The sequence below is a fragment of the Leptospira hartskeerlii genome, from assembly GCF_002811475.1.
Classification (GTDB): domain Bacteria; phylum Spirochaetota; class Leptospiria; order Leptospirales; family Leptospiraceae; genus Leptospira_B; species Leptospira_B hartskeerlii.
In genome coordinates this window covers 578,391-599,604 of record NZ_NPDL01000001.1, presented here as the reverse complement: position 1 = coordinate 599,604, position 21,214 = coordinate 578,391, and the positions used below count along the sequence as shown (strand labels likewise).

Sequence of the window (21,214 nt, the reverse complement as noted above, 5' to 3'; positions counted from 1 at the left end):
GTTTAAAACTTTTTTTCTCTACCCAATAGTTCAGCTAACAGAACACCGGTGAGCACAAAACTACATCCGATCAAACCTGTTGTATCTAATCTTTCCTCCAAAGTGAAATAGGCAAGAATAGCGGAGAATACCGGCTCCAAAGAAAAGATCAAGCCCGCTCTCGTAGGAGAAATTCCCTTTTGGTATTTTGTTTGCAAGAATGTGGTTCCAACGGAAGAGATCAAACCATTGTAAAATAACGCAGGCATTACTCTGGAATCCATTTTGATAAACAAAGGTTCAAATTCTGTCCAATGTAAAATAAATGCTAAAAGAAAAGCGAATACGCTAGTTACTAGTGTCTGAGACAGAAGAAGAATATCCAAAGGACAGGACTTGCTCGCCTTATCCACATAGATAATGTATAAGGAAAAGAAAAATGCTCCACCTAAAGTAAGAACATCTCCTAAATGATAGGATATTACTAATTTATGATCTTCTCCTACTGATTCTGCGGAAAGGAAGAATAGACCGAACATTACTACGATCACTCCCAATAAATTCCCTGAGCTGGGCATCCGTTTTAAGAATAAAGTTTGTAAGATCGGAGTAATAACTACTAAGGTCCCGGTCAAAAATCCGGACTTAGTAGCGGTTGTGTATTTTAAACCTACTGTCTCGAATGCAAATCCCATAAACATCCAAAAGCCCAATAAAAACGCCAAGAAGTATAGGGACTTGTTTGTTTTCCAATCCGGATAAGATATAGGGTTCTTTCGGTTCTTAAGAAGAATATAAAGTACAAAAACAAATGTGGCGATCGCAAATCGGATCCCTATAAACAAACAAGAAGAAATAGAAACTAAACTTAGTTTTGTAGCTGAGAAGGTTCCACCCCAGATCAAGGTGCAAAAGATTAAGGCGGCCTCGTTTTTATATCGGTTCATAATCTCATTGGGCCGGAACTTTCTTCTTTAGAACTATATCCACAGCTTTCCAGAATCTCCATGTGGTTCCTTCCCAGTTGACTGTTTCGTATCCTTCTTTTTCAACTTTTAACTTAATTCCGCGAATACCCGGAAATGATTGGAAGAACATTCCGTCTTCTTTACGAGAAGTCCTAACTTCTCCATGATAAAAAAGGACCTTATCATATTTGATATTTGCTGCTATCGGATTTCCATGCTCGTCTTTGATCTTGAAGTAAAGTTTACTTCCGTCCGCAATTTCTTCCAAGAGGATCATCCAAGCAGGTCTCAAAGATTCTACAATTTTAGGAACATCCGAATACGGAGGATTCAAATGAGAAGATTCCAATAAATAAGCAAGAGTGCCGTACTTAAAGAAATAATAATCTTGGTCTACTCCATCCACACCATAGATATTTTTTTTAGCGCTAAAATTATGGTTCGGATTTTTGCTTTCTACGGAAGAAGCGATCCTTTTACCCAAACTCCAAACCAGGTCCGGCTCCGGATTAGAAGTTCCGTCTATCGTGTATGGAACTAAAATACAATTCGCAAATGCATGATAACTGATAGAAGCAGCAAACCTCTCCTTCTCCGCTAAATTCATCATTGCTTGTGTCTCAGGCTCGGAACCCGGATAAGGTCCTCTGAAAAATATACTATTGGATACGGAAGAAGTATGATTCGATTTTGTTTTTCCCCAGAAGAACGGATAGTTACGATTGATATCCACTCCTTGATTATCCTTTTCAGTGACTTGTCCCCAACCAGGATATCCGTTCTTTCTTCCCATAGACATATTCTCATGCCAGAATACACGAGAACCGTCCGGGTTCACGATCGGAACCACCCAGATCTTCAACTTTGCAAACAAATCTCCATACTTCTTCTTATGAGCTAAAAGTTCGTAGATCACATCATAACAGTGTTCTACGGAAACAACTTCATTGGAATGATGAGCGCAATTGAATAGAACGGAAATTTTATCTTCATCTGAGACATTCGCATCGGTAAGTAAGATCGCCGGTATTTCTCTTCCCCTACTCGATTTTCCGATTATCTTATACTGGGAATGTTTTGGGAAAAGACGATGCACCCAATATAAATAATGAGAATTTAATATATTATCCTTATAACCTTTTTTAATATCTGCTAATGCAAAAATGGATTCCGATAAGGAATCTTGGTAATTTCCCGAATAATATTTGAAAGGCATTCCCTTCACAATATTGATCCCTTCTTTAGGAAAACCATACGCTTTTAGTTTTTCCCTGTGGACCACCGCATAACTATAATCCTTCTCTATAAAAGTATAAGGAACTTCCCAAGAAGTAACCTTCTCAAATTCTTCCCTGGCGTTTTTATCGATTTTCAGAAGGACCGAGATTGATCCGTCATTTAATGGTCTAGATGGAATAGTTTCCCTAAGAATAGAACAGGAAACTATAGTAGAATAAAATAAGAAGCCGAGTAGAAAGACTCGAAAGAAGCCCGTCACAGTTTAAATTTCGGAAAGTGAATCGGAAAGAAAAGAAAGAATTCAGTTATTGAAAGGAATATTTATAAACTTATAAAGAAAGAAAACATCTGAGTCGGGAAAAAGCAAGTACCCTTCCCCGAATCGGATAATCTTCAGATTATTTTTTCTGCCAGAATTGAGAACGGCCTATCAAGGAAAATCCTATATAACCTCGGACTTCTAACTTCTTTCCACCCTCGGTAACTTTCAGGCTGCATTTGTACCAGGTTCCGTCGTTTGGATCTAAGATACGTCCGCCGGTCCATTTTTCTCCATCAGCGCTTAATCCTTTGATGATAACCATTCCCAAGATAGGTTTATCTTTTTCAGGTCCGTCACATTCTGTGCAACGAGCCGGTTTTCCATCTTTGTCGTTTGGATCGATAAGACTCAGGATTTTTCCGAAAATCTTTCCGTCCTTCTCATAGATCTCAACCGTAGATTCTTCTTTGGTTCCTGCATCGTTGAATGTTCTCCAGACTCCAGTAACAGGAGCTGGGTCAGCGGAAAGACTGAATGCTCCCGCAAAGAATAAAGCGAATAAGAATATTGCGCCCGTCCTCTTCATAAAATCACCTCGTTAAATAGAAATAAAACGGGGAGGAACCTCCCCGCTGCTTGGAATTTTATTTTTTAAGCCAAGTCTGAGTTCTACCGATCAAAGCAAAACCGATAAACCCTCTAACGTTCAATTTAGCACCACCATCAGTGGCTTTTAATTTACATTTATATGTTTTACCGTTGTTAGGATCCATGATGGTTCCTCCGGTATATTCGTCATCGTCCAGGCTCAAACCTTTGATGATAACAAGACCGATAACCGGTTTGTCTTTATCTGCACCTTCACATTTGGTACAAACTTTCGGTTTGCCGTCTTTATCCAAAGGATCTCTTAAGCTAGCAATTTTACCGTAAATTTTGCCGCCTTGTTCGTAGAGTTCTACTACGGACTTTTCTTTACCGTCTTCGTCATCAATGGTTTTCCATTTTCCGACTACAGGAAGCGCGTCAGCAAATGTAGATTCGCCAACTAAAAACGCCGCCAAAACGACAAACAAAACGAGTGATTTTTTCATTTTAGATTAACCCCTTAACGTTTCTATTGAAATCGGTTATATTTAGTCTCCTTTGGAACCTAGCAAGCAAACTATTCTTTGAACCATTTTTTTTGCTCAAAAACCCGAATTTTGCAGGAAAGAAATAAGGTTTTACGCAAAAACATACAGTCTTATAGGTTAATTTATATGGGAAGCCAGGTTTTTTACCTGTTTTCTCAGAGTATTCTATATGTTTTCGAATCATTTTCTCCCCTATTCTCGAGTATTTATATCCATCCTTATCTCAGTATTTTTCCTATTTTATTGCTCACAGGAAGATAAAAGTTCCAAAACAAACGATATGATCGCTTTATCTCTACTTACCAACAGGGACCAAATTGCCGAGGCATTAACCTCTGCCATGGATCCAGTATCAGGATCCATGGAAGGCTTAAGCGGAGAAGGTGCATCTGTTGCAATCCAAGGAAATCGTATTACTTGGCCGGAAAGGATTAGCTCTTTAGGACATCGTATTTGGAATAAAGGACCTGATTTCGGAGAATTAGAAGCTTATAATTTTTCATTCAATTGTTGGGGTGGAGGAAATTATTCCAGACAAGTAGCTTCCACCGACGCAAATGCGTATGACTTTTTGGATTATATTTTGAATGGAAACGATCCTTCTTCTTCTTTCATAGTTTCTAAAGAATTTGGGAATTGTAGATTTTTACCTTTCAGCAATTGGGTGATCGATGGGTTGACCGAAAACGTTTGGAGTAATCTTTCCGGTTCTTCTCCCTTTGTACAAAACGGTACGAATTTAAAAATCGGAGTAAATCGTACGATCCAAAATTCATTCCAAGGAATTTCAGTAAAAGTCACCGGAACAGGTGCGCCAATTTCTTACGCTGCAGGATCTCCAACCACCAATCAAGCTTACTCTTTAACTTGGAATAATATTCTGACCGGAGCTTCTCCTGGAATTTCTTCTTACTCCCAAGATGTTTCCGTTTTGAGAGAAGGTTACTCTGGCGGAGATCTCATCTTCTCTCACCAAGTTTCTTCCTTAAGTTCTATGCAATACGGTGCGGATAGAAGCGACTCGAATCCATTATCCTGGTATCGTCTCTGGAGTGCGGGTTCATTACAAGTAGTCCATGTGGAGAAAAATTTCACATTAACTGTTTCAGTAGATGAACCTGTGAAATGGAAATACGTGGATTGCCTACCTAGATCCGGAAAAGTATCCTTCACTTTAAGCGGAGATCTGACAGGAACTGGAACCGTCTCCTTCTCCGGTGGCTCCGGTTATTATGTTTATACTGTAACTGATTCCAACGGGAACAATTCTACTGAGCAGGGAAATCTAGACTTCTCCTCTTGTAGCGTCCCACTTTTTATTCTCTAAAAATTTCCGGATCAGAAACATTCGGATTTTGGGAAGAAGGTCCGCTCATCCCGGTCAATTTTTCTCTTGCATAAGAACCTACCTAAACGAATCCTCTTGGGAAAGGATTCTTCTAGGTTTGATGAACTCATATTCCTTTCGTCCGATCCATTTTATTATTCTATTTTTATCCATTATCTTTCTGGTCGCTCCTCACTTACTTGGATCTCCGGATCCAAGTAAACCCTGCTACGGAAAAAAAATCAAAGGAATGCAATGTATTCCGGAAGGATATTTTATCCGGGGAAGCAATAACCATGATCCCGACGAAGCGCCTGAACAAAAAATTTATCTCAGCGACTTCTTCATAGATCTGTATGAGGTCACAAACGAGGACTTTAGCAAATGTATAGAAGAAGGTTCCTGCAAAGATTGCCTCTATAACGGAACCTGCGATTATATAGGTCCTGCTTATGGAGATCTATATCTAAAGCCAAAACAACCTGTGCTCGGAGTGAGTTGGTATACTGCTAAAGAATATTGCGAATGGGTAGGCAAAAGACTTCCGACAGAGGCCGAATGGGAAAAGGCCGCCAGAGGTCCGAAAGGAAACTTATTCCCATGGGGAAATAAACCCGCAAATTGTAAGTTAGCCGTCATCGAAGAAGATGAGAGAAAAGGTTGTGTATATAAAAAAATGAATCCTCCGAATTTAATGCCTACCGCCCCCGTTGGAAGTAGACCTGCAGGGGTATATGGACTATTTGATATGGCCGGAAATTCCTGGGAATGGGTTCAAGATTGGTATTCTGAAAATTACAAAGTATGCGGAGAGGCATGCAATGGAAAAGATCCGAAAGGACCTTGCGAGGGAGAAGACAGCTGTCCTGGTTTTGATAAAAAAACCTTAAAAGGTGGATCCTGGTGGTGGCCCTCAAGTTATGCAAGAGGTTCCAAAAGAAGGGCGCATGTTCCTCAGAATTATCCTGAATACCACCATTTTGGATTCCGTTGCGCGAAAGATGCAGGTTAAAAAGCTATACAACGTACAGCGCTCTTATAAACAAACGTAAGAAGCCATAAACGGTTATGCGAAATGAAAATAAAAAATCAAAAGAAACCTATCGTTTCTCTCTTGTTGGTCTTCCTACTAGGATGCGGACCTTCGAGGCCTTCATCAATCATAGGAATGGAGACCCCATCAACAAATTGGGAGCAAGACAAAAGTCCTTATATAATTTCTAATTGGGCGTTTTCCGAAATTCCACCCGGAAATTTTTTCCACGGACATTTTCCGGTTTTACCTGGACAAGATTCTGGAAGTCCTTCCAGCCAAAATACTCACAAAAATCACTCACAGTCTCGTGAAGCCCGCGAAGCGGACTATGGGATAGAACCTTTTTTGGCAACGCCTTCCGATATTTCAAATTATAATCCGAAAAGAAAGGATTCTTCCCTCGTATTCTTTCATTCAGTCAAAAGAAGTAAAAATGATCTGGATATATTACTTTCTGCTTATATACCTTTTTGTCCGTCCGGCTGTTATTTAGGAGTAAAATCAGAAGGAAAAGAACAAATGATTGTGCCTGGAGAATCGGAAGATTCCTCCAAACCCAGGATCGTAGTCATTCCATTCCAAAATGAAGAAGTTACGTTAGCCTTACAATTATTCCCTTTTAACGGGCCCCGGAACATGATGGAAAATCCTGTAGTAGGAAGTTTTTCGGAAATACAGACCGTCTATCTGGTAAAAGCGCTCAGAGTTCTGCTATTCAGCTCTTTGGAATTTTTTTCCTTCTTCTTTTTTGCGTTTATCTATATACGAAGGCCACAAGATAAATTCAATCTCTCCTTTGCTCTTTTAAACTTGTCCCTGGCAATCTGGTATCCAGCTTACGAAGGTTGGTTCCAATATATCGTAGATTCTCCTTGGACCTGGGTGATTTTCGGATATTCTTTAGGAGCATTTCTTCCTATTTTATTTTACGAATTTACGATCGGGATCTTCCAAGCGCCTAGAAATGTTCCGGGAAGAATATTACAATTTCTTTTTGTTCTTTTGACCATTTGGCCATCTTTGGAATACGGGATCACAGGAGGACACCAGTATTTCGGAAAGATCGCCTTTCACATATTTTTAGTCATATTAGTATTCTTTTATATGAATACTCTATACATATTCTTTAGATATAGGTGGAGCAGCATCCTTTCCTTTCGTTGGGTGGTCACGGGCCTAATTTTAGTGGCGGTATCTTCTTTTTATACCGTGATGAGTTTTGCGGGTTTCGGGTCGGCCCAACCTTGGGTTAACGAAAGCTTCTTAGGATTAACATTACTATTCAGTTTAGCTCTCGCCAAAAGATACGCAGAAGTTTTTAGGGCCTTAGAAAAATCCGAAGGTAAACTCAAATCCTTAAACGAATCTTTGGAAACAAAGGTAGAAGAAAGAACTAAAATTATAGAATTCCAAAAAGCGGAACTTGTACAAAAAGGAAGAATTTTAGCAAAAGACCTATCTATCGCAGGAAAGATCCAAAACGCACTTTTACCTAGAGAGCTTCCAGTAATACCGAATGCAAGGATCTCTTATAGATACAAACCGATGATGGAGATTGGCGGAGATTTATTAGATGTGATCTACGACCCTTCTACAAGTTCTTTAGGAATGTTCATTGGAGATGTAACCGGTCATGGAGTTTCCGCAGCGTTATTGGCGTCTATGTTAAAAATGACTCTGGGAGATTGGTCCATTCTTCTGCAAGATCCTTCTTCACTTCTATTACACATTCGTAATCAATTTGAAGGAAAATTGGACGGCCATTTTATCACCGCTACTTTAGTGACTATCGATCTGAGATCCGGTAAAACATTGATCGCAAACGCAGGACATCCTGAATGTCTTGTTCTAAGAAAAGGTGGAGTTGTAGAATTTTACAGACCTAAAGGAGTAGCGATCTACGAGGCGATACCAACTACTTACCAGACAGAATCAGTCGATCTATCGCCTGGGGACAAAGTTGTATTATATACGGACGGAATTCCTGATTCAAGAAATACAGAAGGAGAATTTTTTGGTGAAGATCGTTTATCAGATCTACTTAGAAAAAATTCTTTCAGACCGCCTGAAGAACTTTGCGATTCGGTTATACACGGAGTTCAATCTTTCCAGGGAGAATTCCAAAACCAAGATGATATGGCTCTGCTGGTTCTAGAATATTTAGGTTAACTCGCTCACCGCTTGTTCCTTAATTTTTAAGGAGAGCAAGGAATTCGCATATTTGGGTAAATGTAAATCTTCTGCAAGTTTTGATGCTTCGTTCAAATAGGAATTAATTAGATCGGCGATCTGATCTTCTAAATGGATCTCTTCTAAAAGCCCTAAAATTTCCCGCTTTTTGTTCCTTTTCCAATCTTGCCTTTTATATTCCGGAAGAAAATAGATCATAGAGGAAATGTCTTCATTCTCCAGATCTTCATTCAGATCTTGATAATCGTCCAAAAGCCTCCAAGCAACACCAAAGAATTCGTACATTCTCCTCACAAGTTCTGCCTGGTCCTTGGAGAAAAAAGATCTGGCAAGTAAGTATGGTTGTAAGGACCAAATCCCCATTTGAGAGCGAAATCTAGAAAGATGAGCTTCTAAACTTTCCGTAATTCCTAAATTTACGATAGATTTGAAATATCGATCTATAAATTCGTCCGCGATCAAAACACCGTCATGCACTTCTCTACCGAATAATTTGCTAGATTGCGCATATCTGGTCCAGGCTTCGGTTCTAAGTTGAAGGATGATGTGATTCGCTCTTAAAGAACCATCTGTCAGATGATCGTCTATAGAATGAAGCAATAATGCAGAAGAATGGGACTCGAGCAATAAAGTCAGCCAAGGATTTTCCCAAGGCAAACCGTGTGCGGATTCGTTGATCCAATACAAGATAGAATAACTTGGACTATAATATTTTCTTAGAAAATTAAATCCTTCCGTTATGCTATTTTGGGAGTGTTTATATAAGAATAAGACCGCCTCAGTTCTGAGAGAAATTGGCAATCCATAACAAATACTTAAAGCGGAACGATTCAGTAACTTGCAGAATTCTTCCGTCCCTTCGGGATTATCCGAAAGACTGAAATCAAGCCTTTGCATAGCCACATATTAGAGAATTTTCTTTTTTTTACCATTTATTTAATTTCTTATAAGAAATTTTTGTGATAATAAAGGTTTTTTGGAGATTCTTTCCGGAAAAAATATTCCATTTTAGTATTTTAGAATTTGGTAACGCTCTTACCCTAATCAAGGCAAGTTGTCTTATCGAACATTAGCTGTAATAGTGAATTATGTCCCTTAATTTAAACAAAAAGCCCCGAAAAACATGCGTTATACTCCTTGTTAACCGAAATCGAACCTTTAGAAGATTATAAAATCGGAATACAGATTCCGAAATTCCCCAATATTTTTCTTGCAGATTTTAAATCGCAGTAAAATTCTCCTGGGATCGGCGGAAAACAGTTTGAGAACTTTTTTAGATTTTGTCCATACGGAAAAAGCAAATCATCCTCAATTCATGCTTAGCATACAAAAAGAAGATCCTAATTTTTTGCAAAATTGGTTTCAAACGATAGGTTATGATGTTTCTACTTGGGAATGCTCCAAATTGATTGAAACATTTAGGACCACAACGTGTAATAAAAAAAGGGGCTCCGACCCTTCTGCCATACATTAAGATTCTATAATATTACCAAAGCCTCAGATGATCAAAGTCCGTAAGCGGATTTCAGATCGCTATACCAAACAAGATCTGCAACTGAGCGCCATACGGATTCTGATGAGTCCGAGCTTCTTTCTCAGGCTCTTGCCAATCTTTCTGTAATTGTCTATAATCCCAATTTGTATTAGTGCCATAAGAGCCTCTTTGTTCATGAGTGCCTCTTTCCGGATAGAATAGAATATTCCCGCCTACATGTATAAAAAAACCTGAAGTGAAAATATATCTAAAGCCAGCACCCGCAGAAATAAAAAGTTTTTGTTGGGAAATATTCCAAGCATAGTCTCTATAATTTCCGCTCGGAATATAGGTCTCCGTCTTTCTCTGTTTTTCCGAATAAGTTTCCAATCCTCCACCCGCAGCAAAATAATAAGGACCGGAAAAAGGAAACCATTCCATTTGAAGAGCTAATTGTCTTTGGATCTTTTCAGAATTTGTAAGAGTGAATATTCCTGACAGATCGGATTGGACTCCATTCACGTCCAAGTCGAATCTTTGGATCACTCTTTGTTCCTGCCATTGGAAAGAAGTAGCCAATTTAGAAGAAAATTGAATCCCTGAACCGAACCAACTCAGACCGTTTGCAGTAAAACCTCCAATGAAGAATTTTCTGGAACTTCTTCTTCCGGCCTGCTCCAGTTCGCCGGGAACAGGAGCAAGGTCATTTCCTCCTTGGGCGAAAGCCGCAGGAGCAATCAATAAGAAGGATACGAAAATTAGTTTTTGAACAAGGTTTTGTTTCATACGGGTCCTAAAGCCGATCCAGGATTCCAAATTTCTTTGGAAAGGTCAAGCTACTCGGAGGAGACGTATACAGTTCCGCCTTTATTTAAAAATTCTTCCGATTTTTCTTTGAATCCTTCTTCCATTGCCTTCTCGTCCGAAAGTCCTTTCTCTTCGGCGTATTTCCTAAGCTCCTGGGTCAGATTCATGGAACAGAAATGAGGTCCGCACATAGAACAAAAATGTGCAGTTTTCATTCGATCCTGAGGAAGTGTCTCGTCATGAAAAGACTGAGCAGTATCCGGATCTAAAGAAAGTGCGAACTGATCATCCCATCTGAATTCGAATCTTGCCTTACTCAATAAGTCGTCTCTTTCCTTAGCACCGGGATGTCCTTTTGCAAGATCGGCCGCATGAGCAGCAATCTTATATGCGATCACTCCTTGTTTTACATCTTCTTTATCAGGAAGTCCCAAATGTTCTTTAGGGGTTACATAACAAAGCATCGCAGTTCCATGCCAACCTATCATAGCGGCACCAATCGCAGAAGTAATATGATCATAACCAGGTGCGATATCGCTCACTAGAGGCCCTAGTGTATAAAATGGAGCTTCCTTACAAATTTCCATCTGCAAGTCCACATTCTCCTTAATCTTATCCAATGGAACATGGCCTGGACCTTCTATCATTACTTGAATATCTTCTTTCCAAGCAATCTGAGTGAGTTCTCCCAAAGTCCTTAACTCCGAGAATTGTGCCTCGTCGTTTGCATCTGCAATACTTCCTGGACGTAAACCGTCTCCCAAGGAAAAGGATACTCCGTATTTTTTCATTACTTTGCAGATCTCTTCAAAGCCTGTGTACAGGAAATTTTCCTGATGATGTGCTAAACACCATTTTGCGATGATAGAACCACCTCTGGAAACAATACCGGTCACTCTTTTAGAAGTGAGAGGAATATATCTGAGAAGAACTCCCGAGTGGATCGTAAAATAATCCACACCTTGTTCGGCCTGCTCTTCCAAGGTTTCTAAAAATACGGAAAGATTTAAATTCTCCGCTTTACCTTTTACTTTTTCCAAAGCTTGGTAGATCGGAACAGTTCCGATCGGAACAGGAGAATTGCGAATGATCCATTCTCTTGTCTCATGAATATTTTTTCCAGTAGAGAGATCCATCACTGTATCTGCTCCCCATTTGATGGACCAACGGAGTTTTTCTACTTCTTCTTCAATGGAAGAAGAAAGAGCAGAGTTACCGATGTTTGCGTTTATTTTCACCAAGAAGTTTTTACCTATGATCATCGGCTCTAATTCCGGATGATTTTTGTTGGAAGGAATGATCGCTCTTCCTCTGGCAATCTCACTTCTTACGAATTCAGGATCCATTCCTTCGCGTAATGCCACATATTTCATTTCTTCGGTTATCAATCCCTGTTTTGCGAAATACATTTGAGAATGATTTTGAACCGGAGAAGGACCCGAATCTCTTTTGCGGACCCATTCTTGCCTAAGTTTAGGGATCCCCGCCTTCCAATCGGAAGGATTCCATCCATCTTTCCAAGGACCTTCTGTAGTATAAGCGCTGTAAACGGATCCGTTGCTTAAGCGTATTTCTTTTCGAGGAATTTCGAATGGAGTTGTAGTTTGATTGGATTCCATAGTGTTTCTCCCATGTCGGGGAAAATTCCGGAATCTGAAGATGAGGAAAAGAAAAAGGAACGCAGCAAGAAGTCCATGCAAAATTTATAATCTTTCGCGGACCTAGATCTCGTACGTTTGTTTTTTTCCGTTTCCCTTCGCAGGCATTATCCTGATCAGGTTCCGGGGACTCTCTCAGAGACTTTTGGTCCCACCCCCAACGGTTCATCTCCATTGGAATCCTAAATTCTAGTCTTGCAAGGAGTTTTTCCAAAACTTCTCACTAGAATTCGTGAGATAGAATTCACTAATTTTTCTCAAAGTTTTAAAAATCAAAATTAACGAACGGATGTTAAGCTTCGCATAGAAGAGGAAGTTTTTTACAACAAATGTTCAAAATAAAATCCTATATAACGGACTTTTTTATTTTATCGGGAATATCTGTTTGACACCCAAGTCCGCATCGATATTGTCCTGTCCAATGCTTGGGCCCAGCTATAGACATAAATGGTCCAAGTGAAAAACCACTCTACTATACGAAAAGTTTAAGGAGCTATTTAAATGGTTCGTAACATCACGAAAGCTTTGCTAGTTTTCGCCGTACTTTGTTCTTCATTCGGCTTAAGCGCAAAGTCTTACATCACTGGAGGCCTCGGTCTTCAATTTGACCTTGGATCATTGGGCGATACAATTGCGACTGACGGTTTGGATGCATCTGGAAGTTATAAAACTACTGATTCAACCGGAACTCAAAACGGGGTTCTTCCTCGTCGTGCAATCATTCCTGAAAACCGTTTGCTAAGCTTACAGCACACTACAAACGGATTGATCAGCGCTAAAACTAGCGGTGCAATGACTGGTCTTACTGTTTCCTTAGGATATGAGCAAGATTTCGGAAAAGCTTTCTTCTGGAGAGTTAACGCACACTACACTCGTAAAGTTATGGGTGGAGATACTTCCGCTAAATTCTTAGGTCAAGGGTTCTATGACATCACTTGGGACTACCATGCACTTCAAGTTCCAGTAAACGTAGGTATCAAAATGTCCGTTACTGAAGATACTTCCTTCTATATCGGAGCAGGGGTTCACTACTTCAATGGTGGATGGAGTTTAGCAGGAAACAACCGTTTAAATGATGTTCATAGTGCGGTAGTCAATGCTCTAGTCGCTAGTGGACAAACCCAAGCACAAGCAGAGTCTTCTACTTTAGCTGGCTTAATTGCTGACGGAACTGATCCTTCTGCGAACTGGGAAAAAACTACCTTCCAAGTTTCCGGAGTTGCTCCAAACTGGCTACTCGGAGCTCAAACTAAAATTTCCGACAAAGGTTCCCTATATATGGAAGTTGAAACTCTATTCTCCTTCAAATATGGTATCGGTCACCCAAGATCAGCAGGTGGAGCGCAAGGTTTAGCACCTTCTGTTGCTTATCCTCAAGTTCTTGGTGGAAACCAGTACAGATTCGGATACAAACACGAAATCTAATTCTTAGATTTTTGTTTGGTTTGTGCAAAGGCTCTCCGTTAAGGAGGGCCTTTTTTATTTTTAAATGACAAATATAAATCTCTCCCACCCAAAAAAAAGTCGCGGACATTCTGCATACTCTCTTCCAATGAAATTTGTTTAAGATTTATTAATGGAGACATATCATGAAACAAGCCGCCAAAAGAATGATCGCAATATCTCTTCTCCTATTACCTGGGATCTATTTAGAAGCAAAGTCATATGTAATGGGAGGCGCCGGATTACAGTTCGATCTAGGAGCACTCGGAAGCACAATCTCTACGGATGGCTTGGATTCTTCCAATAGTTATGCAACTACGGATAGCACTGGAACTCAGAACGGAGTTCTTCCGCGTCTAGCGGTCATTCCTGAAAACCGATTGCTCACATTACAACATTCTTCCAACGGACTGATAAGCGCTAAGACTAACGGTGGCATGACCGGTCTCACTCTATCTTTTGGATATGAGCAAGATTTTGGAAAAACCTTCTTCTGGAGAGTAAACGCACACTACACTCGAAAGATTACGGGCGGAGATACAGAAGCAAAATTTGCGGGCCAATCTTTTTATCACATGGTCTGGGACTACAACGCTATCCAAATTCCGGTGAATGTAGGTTTCAAACTTTCTGTTTCGGAAGATGCTGCCATTTATATAGGTGCGGGAATCCATTACTTCAAAGGTGGATGGAGCTTAGCTGGAAATAATCGTTTGAACGACGTGCACGAAGCCTTGGTCTCCGCGGGTATTACAGATACTACTGTGCTCGGCTTGGTCTCGGATGGTACCGATCCTTCCGCAGTTTGGGAAAACACGAAATTTAATGTCTCCGGAGTTGCTCCAAATTGGTTGATCGGAGCGCAAGCAAGGATATCCGACAAGGGTCATTTATATATGGAAATGGAAACGTTATTTTCCTTTAAATATGGAATCGCCCATCCTTCTTCCTTAGGCGGTATTCAAGGTCTGGCACCGAGTGTCGCCTATCCTCAAGTTTTAGGCGGAACCCAATATAGATTCGGTTATAAACACGAGATCTGATTTTTAAACCAAATCTGTTCTTCCTAAGAGTGGCACGAATTTCACAGGCAATCGATTCGTTTCTTCTAATCGATTTTGTTTCTTTCTCAAAGTAAGAAGCAACTGAACTTCTTCTTTCCATTCTACAGGAAGGACCGCAAGCCCTTCTTCCGGAAGCGACTCGAAAAGGAAACTTCCGGGTCCTGGGATTTTTGGGAAACATGCAGAAGATACAAATTTGGAGAATTTTACTTTTGTTTGAGTGAGGAGTAACGCGTCTCCGAACAAGATCCGATTTCTTTTTGTAAATCCAGGAGACCAGTTTTCCAAGACCCCCAAAGTCCTTTGGTATAATTCGGGGACGATTTCTAAAGAGAGAAGTTTCGCTCCGAGCAAATCCAAAATTGCGGCCAAATATCCGGAACCTGTACCTATTTCTAAAATTGTATCCCCGGATCTTACTTGGAGTTGGTTCGCGATGTATGCAACTATATAAGGCTGAGAGATGGTTTGTTCTTCTCCGATCGGAACTGCTTTGTCTTCGTAAGAATGTTCTCTGGTTTTTTCGGGAAGGAAGATATGTCTGGGAACTTTTAAAAATGCAGAAAGTAAATTTGGATCTTTGATCCCTCTTTCTGAGATTTGGGTTCGGACCATTCTTTCTCTCGCAAGAACTGTCTCCTCATCATCAAATCTAGAGACGAAGCCTAAATCAGGATTTTCCATTGACGTATAGACCCGACTCAGTATTTTGGTCTTGGGTTCGGCTTTGTAGCTCAGTCGGTAGAGCAGAGGACTGAAAATCCTTGTGTCGGCAGTTCGATTCTGCCCGAAGCCAAAACCCTCTTATCCGTTCTTTCTTTCCTCTCCCAATTTCCATAATTCTGTAAATACCAGATCTTCCACTTGTTTGCAAAGTTCGGGCTTATATAATTTTTTTACCGGCGGTTTAGGATAGATATGAATCTCGTCCGTGTCCGGTATATATGTAAGCATCCGTAAAATCTGGTCCTCCCCTTCAATTTCATACATCGTGTAGGACATCCCCTTAGCTGGGATGATTTGAGAAGTTTCCAAGTATTTCATGATTCTACTGCTCTATCAAGTATAGATCTTTTGGAAAGAGATTTATTCTCCATTTCCTGAGAGCGTTTTTTACATCCATAATAGAATCTTAAAAAGCTTGTACTAAAAAGCCTTTTCATATAATCTTTCCCAATGACTCGGTCTTCTCTTAGAACTGACGGGACTTTTCTTGTCGGGATCACTGGGATGATCGGAGGTGGCAAATCCACTGCGACTCGGATCTTAGAAGAGTTGGGCGGAGTAAGGATCAGTGCCGACGAGATCGCCCGTAAATATACGGATCCTAACAGCCCGATCTCCAAAGAACTGATCGATTCCTTAGGCCCTGAAATTCTGGATGAGTCCGACAAGATAGATCGTAAAAGGATCGCAAAGTTGGTGTTCGGGAACCCCGAAAAACTGAAGATCCTTAACTCTTTGACCCATCCAAGGATACGTAAGGAGTTTTTGGAAGTTCTGGGCGGCTTGGAAAAAGGTAGCCTAGTTCTGTGGGAAGTCCCACTTCTATTCGAAACGGACTCTTATACACTTTGTGATGCTACTGTATGTGTGATCTCTGACCCCGAAGTTTCCTTGGAAAGGACAGTTAAAAGGGACGGGATCAGCAGAGAAGAAGCGGAAGCGAGGGCAAAAAGCCAGCTTTCACTTCAGGAAAAAGCGAAGAAGGCCGATTATTCCATTAAGAACACAGGGGATTTGCAGGATCTTCGTAAAGAATGCGAATATTTGTACGCTGAGTTAAAAGGAAGAATGAAATGAAAGAAAAAGTTTTCTACGTCATCAATCTGGACAATAAAAGGATCTCCCTACTCTCCCTATTTTTAGTGGGTCTTCTTTTTTCATTCTTCTTCTTAGGAGTTTCCGTAGGTAGAAAGAGAGGCCAAGTGCAAGATGACCTGGCTCTGAACTCCAATAGAGAATCCTTATCTTCTTCCACTGTGAACCAAGCGATGGAAGAATCGTCCGCTTCTTCTAACATTAAAAAAGAAGAAGAAGTTAAATTCAGAAATCTTCCTCCTGGCGCTGAAGTTGTGGATCTAAGATCCGAAGTTTCTCCCGCAAAAAAAGAAGAACCATCTAAGATAGAAGTAGAAGCTCCATCTTCTTCTATTCCTGAGAAAAAATTAGTCCGGAAAGAAAAGGAATCCAAGAAATCAGTCCATACTTCTCCTCGTAAGGCTGCGGTCCATAAGGCTGATAATGATTTTTTTGTTCAGGTAGCTGCGTTCAAAACTAAAGAAAAGGCAGATGAACTCAAGTCGTCTTTAGGTGGGAAGTCCTACGTGAAAAAAACCAAAAACGGTTATTTTACGGTCCGTATGGGAAATTTTCCGTCCAAAGAAGACGCAGAAAGATCCATGAAAAAACTTCCAGGCAATTTGAAAGAAAACGCTTTGGTCTCTAAGGAATAATTTTTTTAGATATTCTCCCGGCCGATCTTCTATATTTTTTCAATTGACCCAGGAACCGTGAAAGCCCAAGTTCGTTGTTAACAGAAATGGATCTGAAAGAACTCGAACCAGTTCGTCTTGCCGTTGTCAGATCCACAATCGAAAGATTGCGTCATACATATTCGGATCTTTTAACATCGATTAAGGGATACGACGGGATCCCAGGCTTCTTCGAAAACAATCTCTACGCTCCCACCAACAAAGAAGAAAGAGACAATGCTCTCGAAAGTTTGTACGAAAAATTAAAAACGGTCGCGGGCAAGTCCATGACCGACAATATTCATCAAATAATTCTACTCAACAAACTCACTGACTCCTTGGATTTTGATACTGCAAAAGTTGTAATCGAAAATAACCTCATCGAGAACGGAGAGATCCCTCAAGAAAATCTTTATGCAGCATTAGGCGCAGTAGGTAGATTCGATGATAGAAGGGCCCAGATCGGAATGGTGGGAGAAACTCTAAGGTTTTTCTTCTCTCTCTCCAAGCTTCCTATGGTAAAACTAATCATGGCTCCCATCAAAGTTGCAGCATCCATGGTAGGAGCCACTTCTTTAGTAGATACTATGGAAGCAGGTTATAATCTATCCTCAAAGATCAAAGACTTACAACCGTTCATTGATTCATTCATAGACAGAGAAAACAGACTTTTAGGCAAACTGATCAACGGCGAAAAACACGAGCCGATCCAATTTTAATTTTCCCCAAGAACTCCACTCGGATTCCCTCTTGCCTTTTTTTAGATTTCCTAGATCCTTTGCTCCGGCCGGATCTTCGGCCTTGGGGCAAATTCATGTTTATAGGACATTATAGCGTTTCTTTCGCTACGAAAAAAGCGGAACCAAAAACTCCTCTTTGGGCGACTTTTGTGGGAGTTCAATTCGTAGATATTTTGTTTATGATCTTTATCTTATTCGGGATCGAAGGTATTAGATTCGTTCCTGGCTTTACCGAAGTGAATAATTTCGATCTTTATTATATGCCAATCACCCATAGTTTAGTAGGAGGAATTGGCTGGTCGATCTTATGTTTTCTAATCTTCAAATTCGTTTTTTTAAGATCCAAACCATATTCAGATTCTTTAAAAAACAAAATTTCAGGGCTCATCGGTTTAACTGTTCTTTCTCATTATTTTTTAGACCTTCCTATGCATACTAAGGACCTACCGATCCTATTTGATTCAGGCCCTAAAATAGGTTTTGGTCTTTGGCATAATAGAACTCTTTCCATCGCAACTGAAGTGACTCTTACATTGATAGGCTTGATCTTATATTTCAGAGCGACTAAACCAGGTCCAACATTCGGTGGTAAATACGGAATGCAGATCTTTGGTGGGATACTTTTGGTTTTGGCGATTGCCACTCCATTCTTCCCTCCTCCTCTCACAATTCCTGAATTTTCTATCCAGGCTCTTGTAGGTTATGTTCTTCTTGCTTGGGTTGCCGGCTGGTTAGACGGCAAAAGATTACCGGCCGAATCCTAAATCTCACTAGGTATATTTTAACTCGTGCAAAATAAAAATTATCCATTTTTAGGAGCGGTCGGTCTTTGCTTCTTAGTTTTAGTTACAGGTTTCGGAATAGGGATCGTGATTGCGATCCTTCAATCCGTAGCAAAATTGAATTTAGATGCGAAGGTGATTACAGCGATAGGAAACTCAGCTTCGTTTGGATTTGCGATCTGGATCGGACTTAAAATTTCTAAAAAAGAATATTCTGAAGTTCTGCGCCTCAAACCGTTGAGGCCACTTGAGGCGTTCAGTTTCGCAATCACTGCAATTGGTTTTTCCCTTCTTCTTTCGGAAGTGGATAATCTGTTTTCGATGTTCGTTCCTAAGCCGGACTTCATCATAAACTTATTCCAAGGATTATTCGATGGGGAGAATATATTCTTATCTGTGATCTTGCTTTCAGTCGTAGCTCCGATCACAGAAGAACTTATGTTTAGAGGAGTGATCTTAGATAGGTTCTTGAAACATTTTTCGATTCCTTCTTCCTTCCTTCTTTCCTCTTTGTTGTTCGGACTAATCCATCTGAATCCTTGGCAATTTATCGGTTCCAGCATTCTCGGGATCTACATGGCTTGGGTAGTTTATAAAACGGATTCGATCTTGAATTCGATTTTAATCCATGCTGTCTTTAATGGAATTCCATTGATAGTATTGAATGGGCTTCAACTTGAGATCCCAGGCTTTTCTGCGCCCATTGCCGGAAAAATTCAAGTACTACAACCTATTTGGCTAGACCTTTTGGGTTTACTGATTACTTGTTTTGGATTATCTTTTACATTCTTTTTGTTCGGAAGAAGGAACGAGAAAACAGCATAAGCTAACAATCCGAAGGTCCATTTTTTCTATTCGGATTACAACTGTGTAGTTTATTCGTTTTTAGAAGTCGAAAAGTATTGGCCGAAATCTCTCGGCCATTCGTATATTCGGATCACTCCGTTAGAATTAGAAAAGGCAAAATAACAATGGTGGCAAACTCCTTCCAAACTACAAATTTTTCAGAAAAAGGAGCGATCAGCATCAATAAGATCCGGATCGGATTCTCTATAGTGATGCTTTTAGTGAACGTTCTGGCTTTATTCTCTCAAGGGTCCAGCTCCCAAACTAGCACATTCATAAACTTTTCCATAGAACTTACGATCTTTGGCTACGGGATAGCTCAGATATTGCTGCTCAAAAAAGGAAAGCTTAAAAGTTCGTTTGTGACTCTTTGCGTATTCTTAGACATTTTAATGTATTCACTCATCTTTATTACAGTAACCATTTATGCGGCAAATGCGGAAGCGATGGTCGGAACATTAAAGATGCCATTCTTCATCATGTTGTATTTTTTCGTGATGATCTATTCAGGTCTTCTTCTTTCGCCTAAAACCACTCTGATGGTCGGATATTTGGCTTTGATCGGAACATTCTCCATGGATTATTTCGCATGGTTAAAGGGAGTGGAGTTCAAATATACTACGGATAAATCCACGGAGATCTCCGTATTTTTCGAGATCATACGATTCGTATTTTTCGTTTTAGGAATTCATATTTTAACTTCAGTGGTAAAATTTTTGGTCTCTGTTTCGGATGTAGCGATCAAGTCCACGGTAGAAGCAGAAGCAAAAAGTGAAGAAGCGGAGAAGGCCAAAAATAGAATTACTGACGAAGCTTCTACTCTGAATAAAAATACTTCCGAGATGAAAACCGAAATGGATACTCTAAACTCGGAAATCCAAAGCCAGGTTTCTAGTATGGAACAGATCAGCGCTTCTCTCGAAGAATTAGCGGCATCCACGGACAGCGCGGCAGAATTCGTAAAGGCACAGTTCGGAAAGATAGAAGAATTAAACAAAGAAAGCGATACCTTAAATTCAATCCTAAAAGAAGTGAAAATCTCCACTGAATCGTTATCTAAAACAACGGAAGAATCCAAAGGTTATAGCAAAGATGTTTCCGGAGCTATGGAAGTATTGGGAAATAATTTTGGAGAAGTAAGTAAATCCTTCCAAAAGGTCCAAGATGTAAACGATATCATGAGAGAGATCGCAGACAGGACCAACTTACTAGCGTTAAATGCTTCGATCGAGGCCGCGAGAGCAGGAGAACATGGAAAAGGATTTGCGGTAGTAGCTCAAGAAGTAGCAAAACTCGCAGACAGCGCTTCCGAAAATGCAGCCACAATTTCTAAAATTATTGGAGAGGCAGCGAAACTGATCACAAACGGAAACACTGCGGCAGAAGAAACAAAAAGAAAAGTTTCCGTCCAAGAATCCGGATTTACTTCTGTCGTAGATAATCTGGACCAATTGAGATCCAGAGTGGAAAACCAAGGACGCATTCACGAATCTTTCTTAAAATCTTTCCGGGAACTATTCGATCTATCCAGACAGATAGAATCCATCGCAAGCGAGCAGAAGAATGGAACCAAAGAAGTGGTCCAGGCTCTTTCTTCCATTGAACAATCTTCGAATATTATTTCAGAAGGTTCCAATAGAATGAGATCCAGCTTGGAAGAACTTTCGGAACAATCCAAAAGGCTTGTGGTTCAATAAAATCTGGAAAAAAGTTTTTTCCGATTTATATAAAAAATTTCGGAAATCGGGCCATCGAATAAACTTTTAGGACAAAATCCCGATTTTCGATT

21 protein-coding genes, 1 tRNA gene and 1 riboswitch are annotated in these 21,214 nt (G+C 40.2%); of the genes, 13 read left to right on the top strand and 9 right to left on the bottom strand.

What is annotated here, in order from left to right:
- Positions 1–2: 2 nt before the first annotated feature.
- The 4 genes from CH352_RS02800 to CH352_RS02785 form a co-directional block, all read right to left on the bottom strand.
- A complete protein-coding gene (locus CH352_RS02800; protein WP_100706271.1) occupies positions 3–926 on the bottom strand; it encodes a DMT family transporter in 924 nt (307 codons plus the stop codon).
- A gap of 4 nt (positions 927–930) precedes the next feature.
- The gene (locus CH352_RS02795) at positions 931–2,445 is read right to left on the bottom strand and encodes a M14 family zinc carboxypeptidase (protein ID WP_100706272.1); all 1,515 of its coding nucleotides are present in this window, start codon (positions 2,443–2,445) and stop codon (positions 931–933) included.
- A 139-nt stretch (positions 2,446–2,584) separates the two neighbouring features.
- A complete protein-coding gene (locus CH352_RS02790) occupies positions 2,585–3,034 on the bottom strand; it encodes a DUF2147 domain-containing protein (RefSeq protein ID WP_100706273.1) in 450 nt (149 codons plus the stop codon).
- Between the two features lie 58 nt (positions 3,035–3,092).
- The gene (locus CH352_RS02785; RefSeq protein ID WP_100706274.1) at positions 3,093–3,542 is read right to left on the bottom strand and encodes a DUF2147 domain-containing protein; all 450 of its coding nucleotides are present in this window, start codon (positions 3,540–3,542) and stop codon (positions 3,093–3,095) included.
- A gap of 211 nt (positions 3,543–3,753) precedes the next feature.
- Here CH352_RS02785 and CH352_RS02775 point away from each other — a divergent pair, with 211 nt between their 5' ends.
- From CH352_RS02775 to CH352_RS02765, 3 genes are all read left to right on the top strand, one after another.
- Positions 3,754–4,911 (top strand): hypothetical protein, encoded by a 1,158-nt coding sequence (locus CH352_RS02775; protein ID WP_100706275.1) that lies wholly within the window; start codon positions 3,754–3,756, stop codon positions 4,909–4,911.
- A 121-nt stretch (positions 4,912–5,032) separates the two neighbouring features.
- Positions 5,033–5,923: a formylglycine-generating enzyme family protein gene (locus CH352_RS02770; protein ID WP_100706573.1), complete on the top strand. Its 891-nt coding sequence runs from the start codon at positions 5,033–5,035 to the stop codon at positions 5,921–5,923.
- 369 nt (positions 5,924–6,292) lie between these two features.
- The gene (locus tag CH352_RS02765; RefSeq protein ID WP_243396262.1) at positions 6,293–8,116 is read left to right on the top strand and encodes a PP2C family protein-serine/threonine phosphatase; all 1,824 of its coding nucleotides are present in this window, start codon (positions 6,293–6,295) and stop codon (positions 8,114–8,116) included.
- Here the strand turns inward: CH352_RS02765 and CH352_RS02760 are convergent.
- Complete coding sequence (locus CH352_RS02760; RefSeq protein WP_207766662.1) at positions 8,108–9,034, bottom strand: hypothetical protein; 927 nt, start codon at positions 9,032–9,034, stop codon at positions 8,108–8,110. The genes CH352_RS02765 and CH352_RS02760 overlap by 9 nt on opposite strands.
- 364 nt (positions 9,035–9,398) lie before the next feature.
- Here CH352_RS02760 and CH352_RS02755 point away from each other — a divergent pair, with 364 nt between their 5' ends.
- Positions 9,399–9,611 carry a hypothetical protein gene (locus CH352_RS02755; RefSeq protein WP_100706278.1) on the top strand — a complete coding sequence of 71 codons (213 nt, stop codon included), beginning with the start codon at positions 9,399–9,401 and terminating at the stop codon, positions 9,609–9,611.
- 51 nt (positions 9,612–9,662) lie between these two features.
- Here CH352_RS02755 and CH352_RS02750 read toward each other — a convergent pair whose 3' ends face one another.
- Together CH352_RS02750 and thiC are read right to left on the bottom strand one after the other, a co-directional pair.
- Positions 9,663–10,397, bottom strand: a complete 735-nt coding sequence (locus CH352_RS02750; protein WP_100706279.1) for a hypothetical protein — start codon at positions 10,395–10,397, stop codon at positions 9,663–9,665.
- A gap of 50 nt (positions 10,398–10,447) precedes the next feature.
- Positions 10,448–12,037, bottom strand: coding sequence for a phosphomethylpyrimidine synthase ThiC (gene thiC / locus CH352_RS02745; protein ID WP_100706574.1), 1,590 nt, complete (start codon positions 12,035–12,037; stop codon positions 10,448–10,450).
- Positions 12,038–12,152: 115 nt separating this feature from the next.
- Positions 12,153–12,245, bottom strand: a riboswitch (TPP riboswitch).
- A 332-nt stretch (positions 12,246–12,577) separates the two neighbouring features.
- Here thiC and CH352_RS02740 point away from each other — a divergent pair.
- Both CH352_RS02740 and CH352_RS02735 read left to right on the top strand, forming a co-directional pair.
- Complete coding sequence (locus CH352_RS02740) at positions 12,578–13,501, top strand: porin OmpL1 (RefSeq protein WP_100706280.1); 924 nt, start codon at positions 12,578–12,580, stop codon at positions 13,499–13,501.
- Between the two features lie 164 nt (positions 13,502–13,665).
- Complete coding sequence (locus CH352_RS02735) at positions 13,666–14,562, top strand: porin OmpL1 (RefSeq protein WP_100706281.1); 897 nt, start codon at positions 13,666–13,668, stop codon at positions 14,560–14,562.
- 3 nt (positions 14,563–14,565) lie between these two features.
- On the opposite strand, the gene CH352_RS02730 is transcribed toward CH352_RS02735, so the two are convergent.
- On the bottom strand, positions 14,566–15,267 hold the full coding sequence (locus tag CH352_RS02730; RefSeq protein WP_100706282.1) for a protein-L-isoaspartate O-methyltransferase family protein: 702 nt from the start codon (positions 15,265–15,267) through the stop codon (positions 14,566–14,568).
- A gap of 39 nt (positions 15,268–15,306) precedes the next feature.
- On the opposite strand from CH352_RS02730, the gene CH352_RS02725 reads away from it, so the two are divergent.
- Positions 15,307–15,379: transfer RNA gene (locus CH352_RS02725), tRNA-Phe, on the top strand.
- Between the two features lie 8 nt (positions 15,380–15,387).
- Here the strand turns inward: CH352_RS02725 and CH352_RS02720 are convergent.
- Entirely contained in the window at positions 15,388–15,627 is a 240-nt protein-coding gene (locus CH352_RS02720) for a hypothetical protein (protein WP_008593308.1), read from the bottom strand.
- Positions 15,628–15,759: 132 nt separating this feature from the next.
- Between CH352_RS02720 and coaE the strand changes: the two genes are divergently transcribed.
- The 6 genes from coaE to CH352_RS02690 all read left to right on the top strand — a co-directional run bounded on the left by coaE (position 15,760) and on the right by CH352_RS02690 (position 21,122).
- Positions 15,760–16,386, top strand: coding sequence for a dephospho-CoA kinase (coaE, locus tag CH352_RS02715; protein WP_100706283.1), 627 nt, complete (start codon positions 15,760–15,762; stop codon positions 16,384–16,386).
- The gene (locus tag CH352_RS02710) at positions 16,383–17,039 is read left to right on the top strand and encodes an SPOR domain-containing protein (RefSeq protein WP_100706284.1); all 657 of its coding nucleotides are present in this window, start codon (positions 16,383–16,385) and stop codon (positions 17,037–17,039) included. The genes coaE and CH352_RS02710 overlap by 4 nt, the downstream gene beginning before the upstream one ends.
- Positions 17,040–17,125: 86 nt before the next feature.
- The gene (locus CH352_RS02705) at positions 17,126–17,776 is read left to right on the top strand and encodes an FFLEELY motif protein (RefSeq protein WP_100706285.1); all 651 of its coding nucleotides are present in this window, start codon (positions 17,126–17,128) and stop codon (positions 17,774–17,776) included.
- A gap of 95 nt (positions 17,777–17,871) precedes the next feature.
- A complete protein-coding gene (locus CH352_RS02700; protein ID WP_100706286.1) occupies positions 17,872–18,561 on the top strand; it encodes a hypothetical protein in 690 nt (229 codons plus the stop codon).
- A 24-nt stretch (positions 18,562–18,585) separates the two neighbouring features.
- Positions 18,586–19,404 carry a CPBP family intramembrane glutamic endopeptidase gene (locus tag CH352_RS02695; RefSeq protein ID WP_100706287.1) on the top strand — a complete coding sequence of 273 codons (819 nt, stop codon included), beginning with the start codon at positions 18,586–18,588 and terminating at the stop codon, positions 19,402–19,404.
- A gap of 146 nt (positions 19,405–19,550) precedes the next feature.
- On the top strand, positions 19,551–21,122 hold the full coding sequence (locus tag CH352_RS02690; RefSeq protein ID WP_100706288.1) for a methyl-accepting chemotaxis protein: 1,572 nt from the start codon (positions 19,551–19,553) through the stop codon (positions 21,120–21,122).
- The last annotated feature ends 92 nt before the right edge of the window (positions 21,123–21,214 follow it).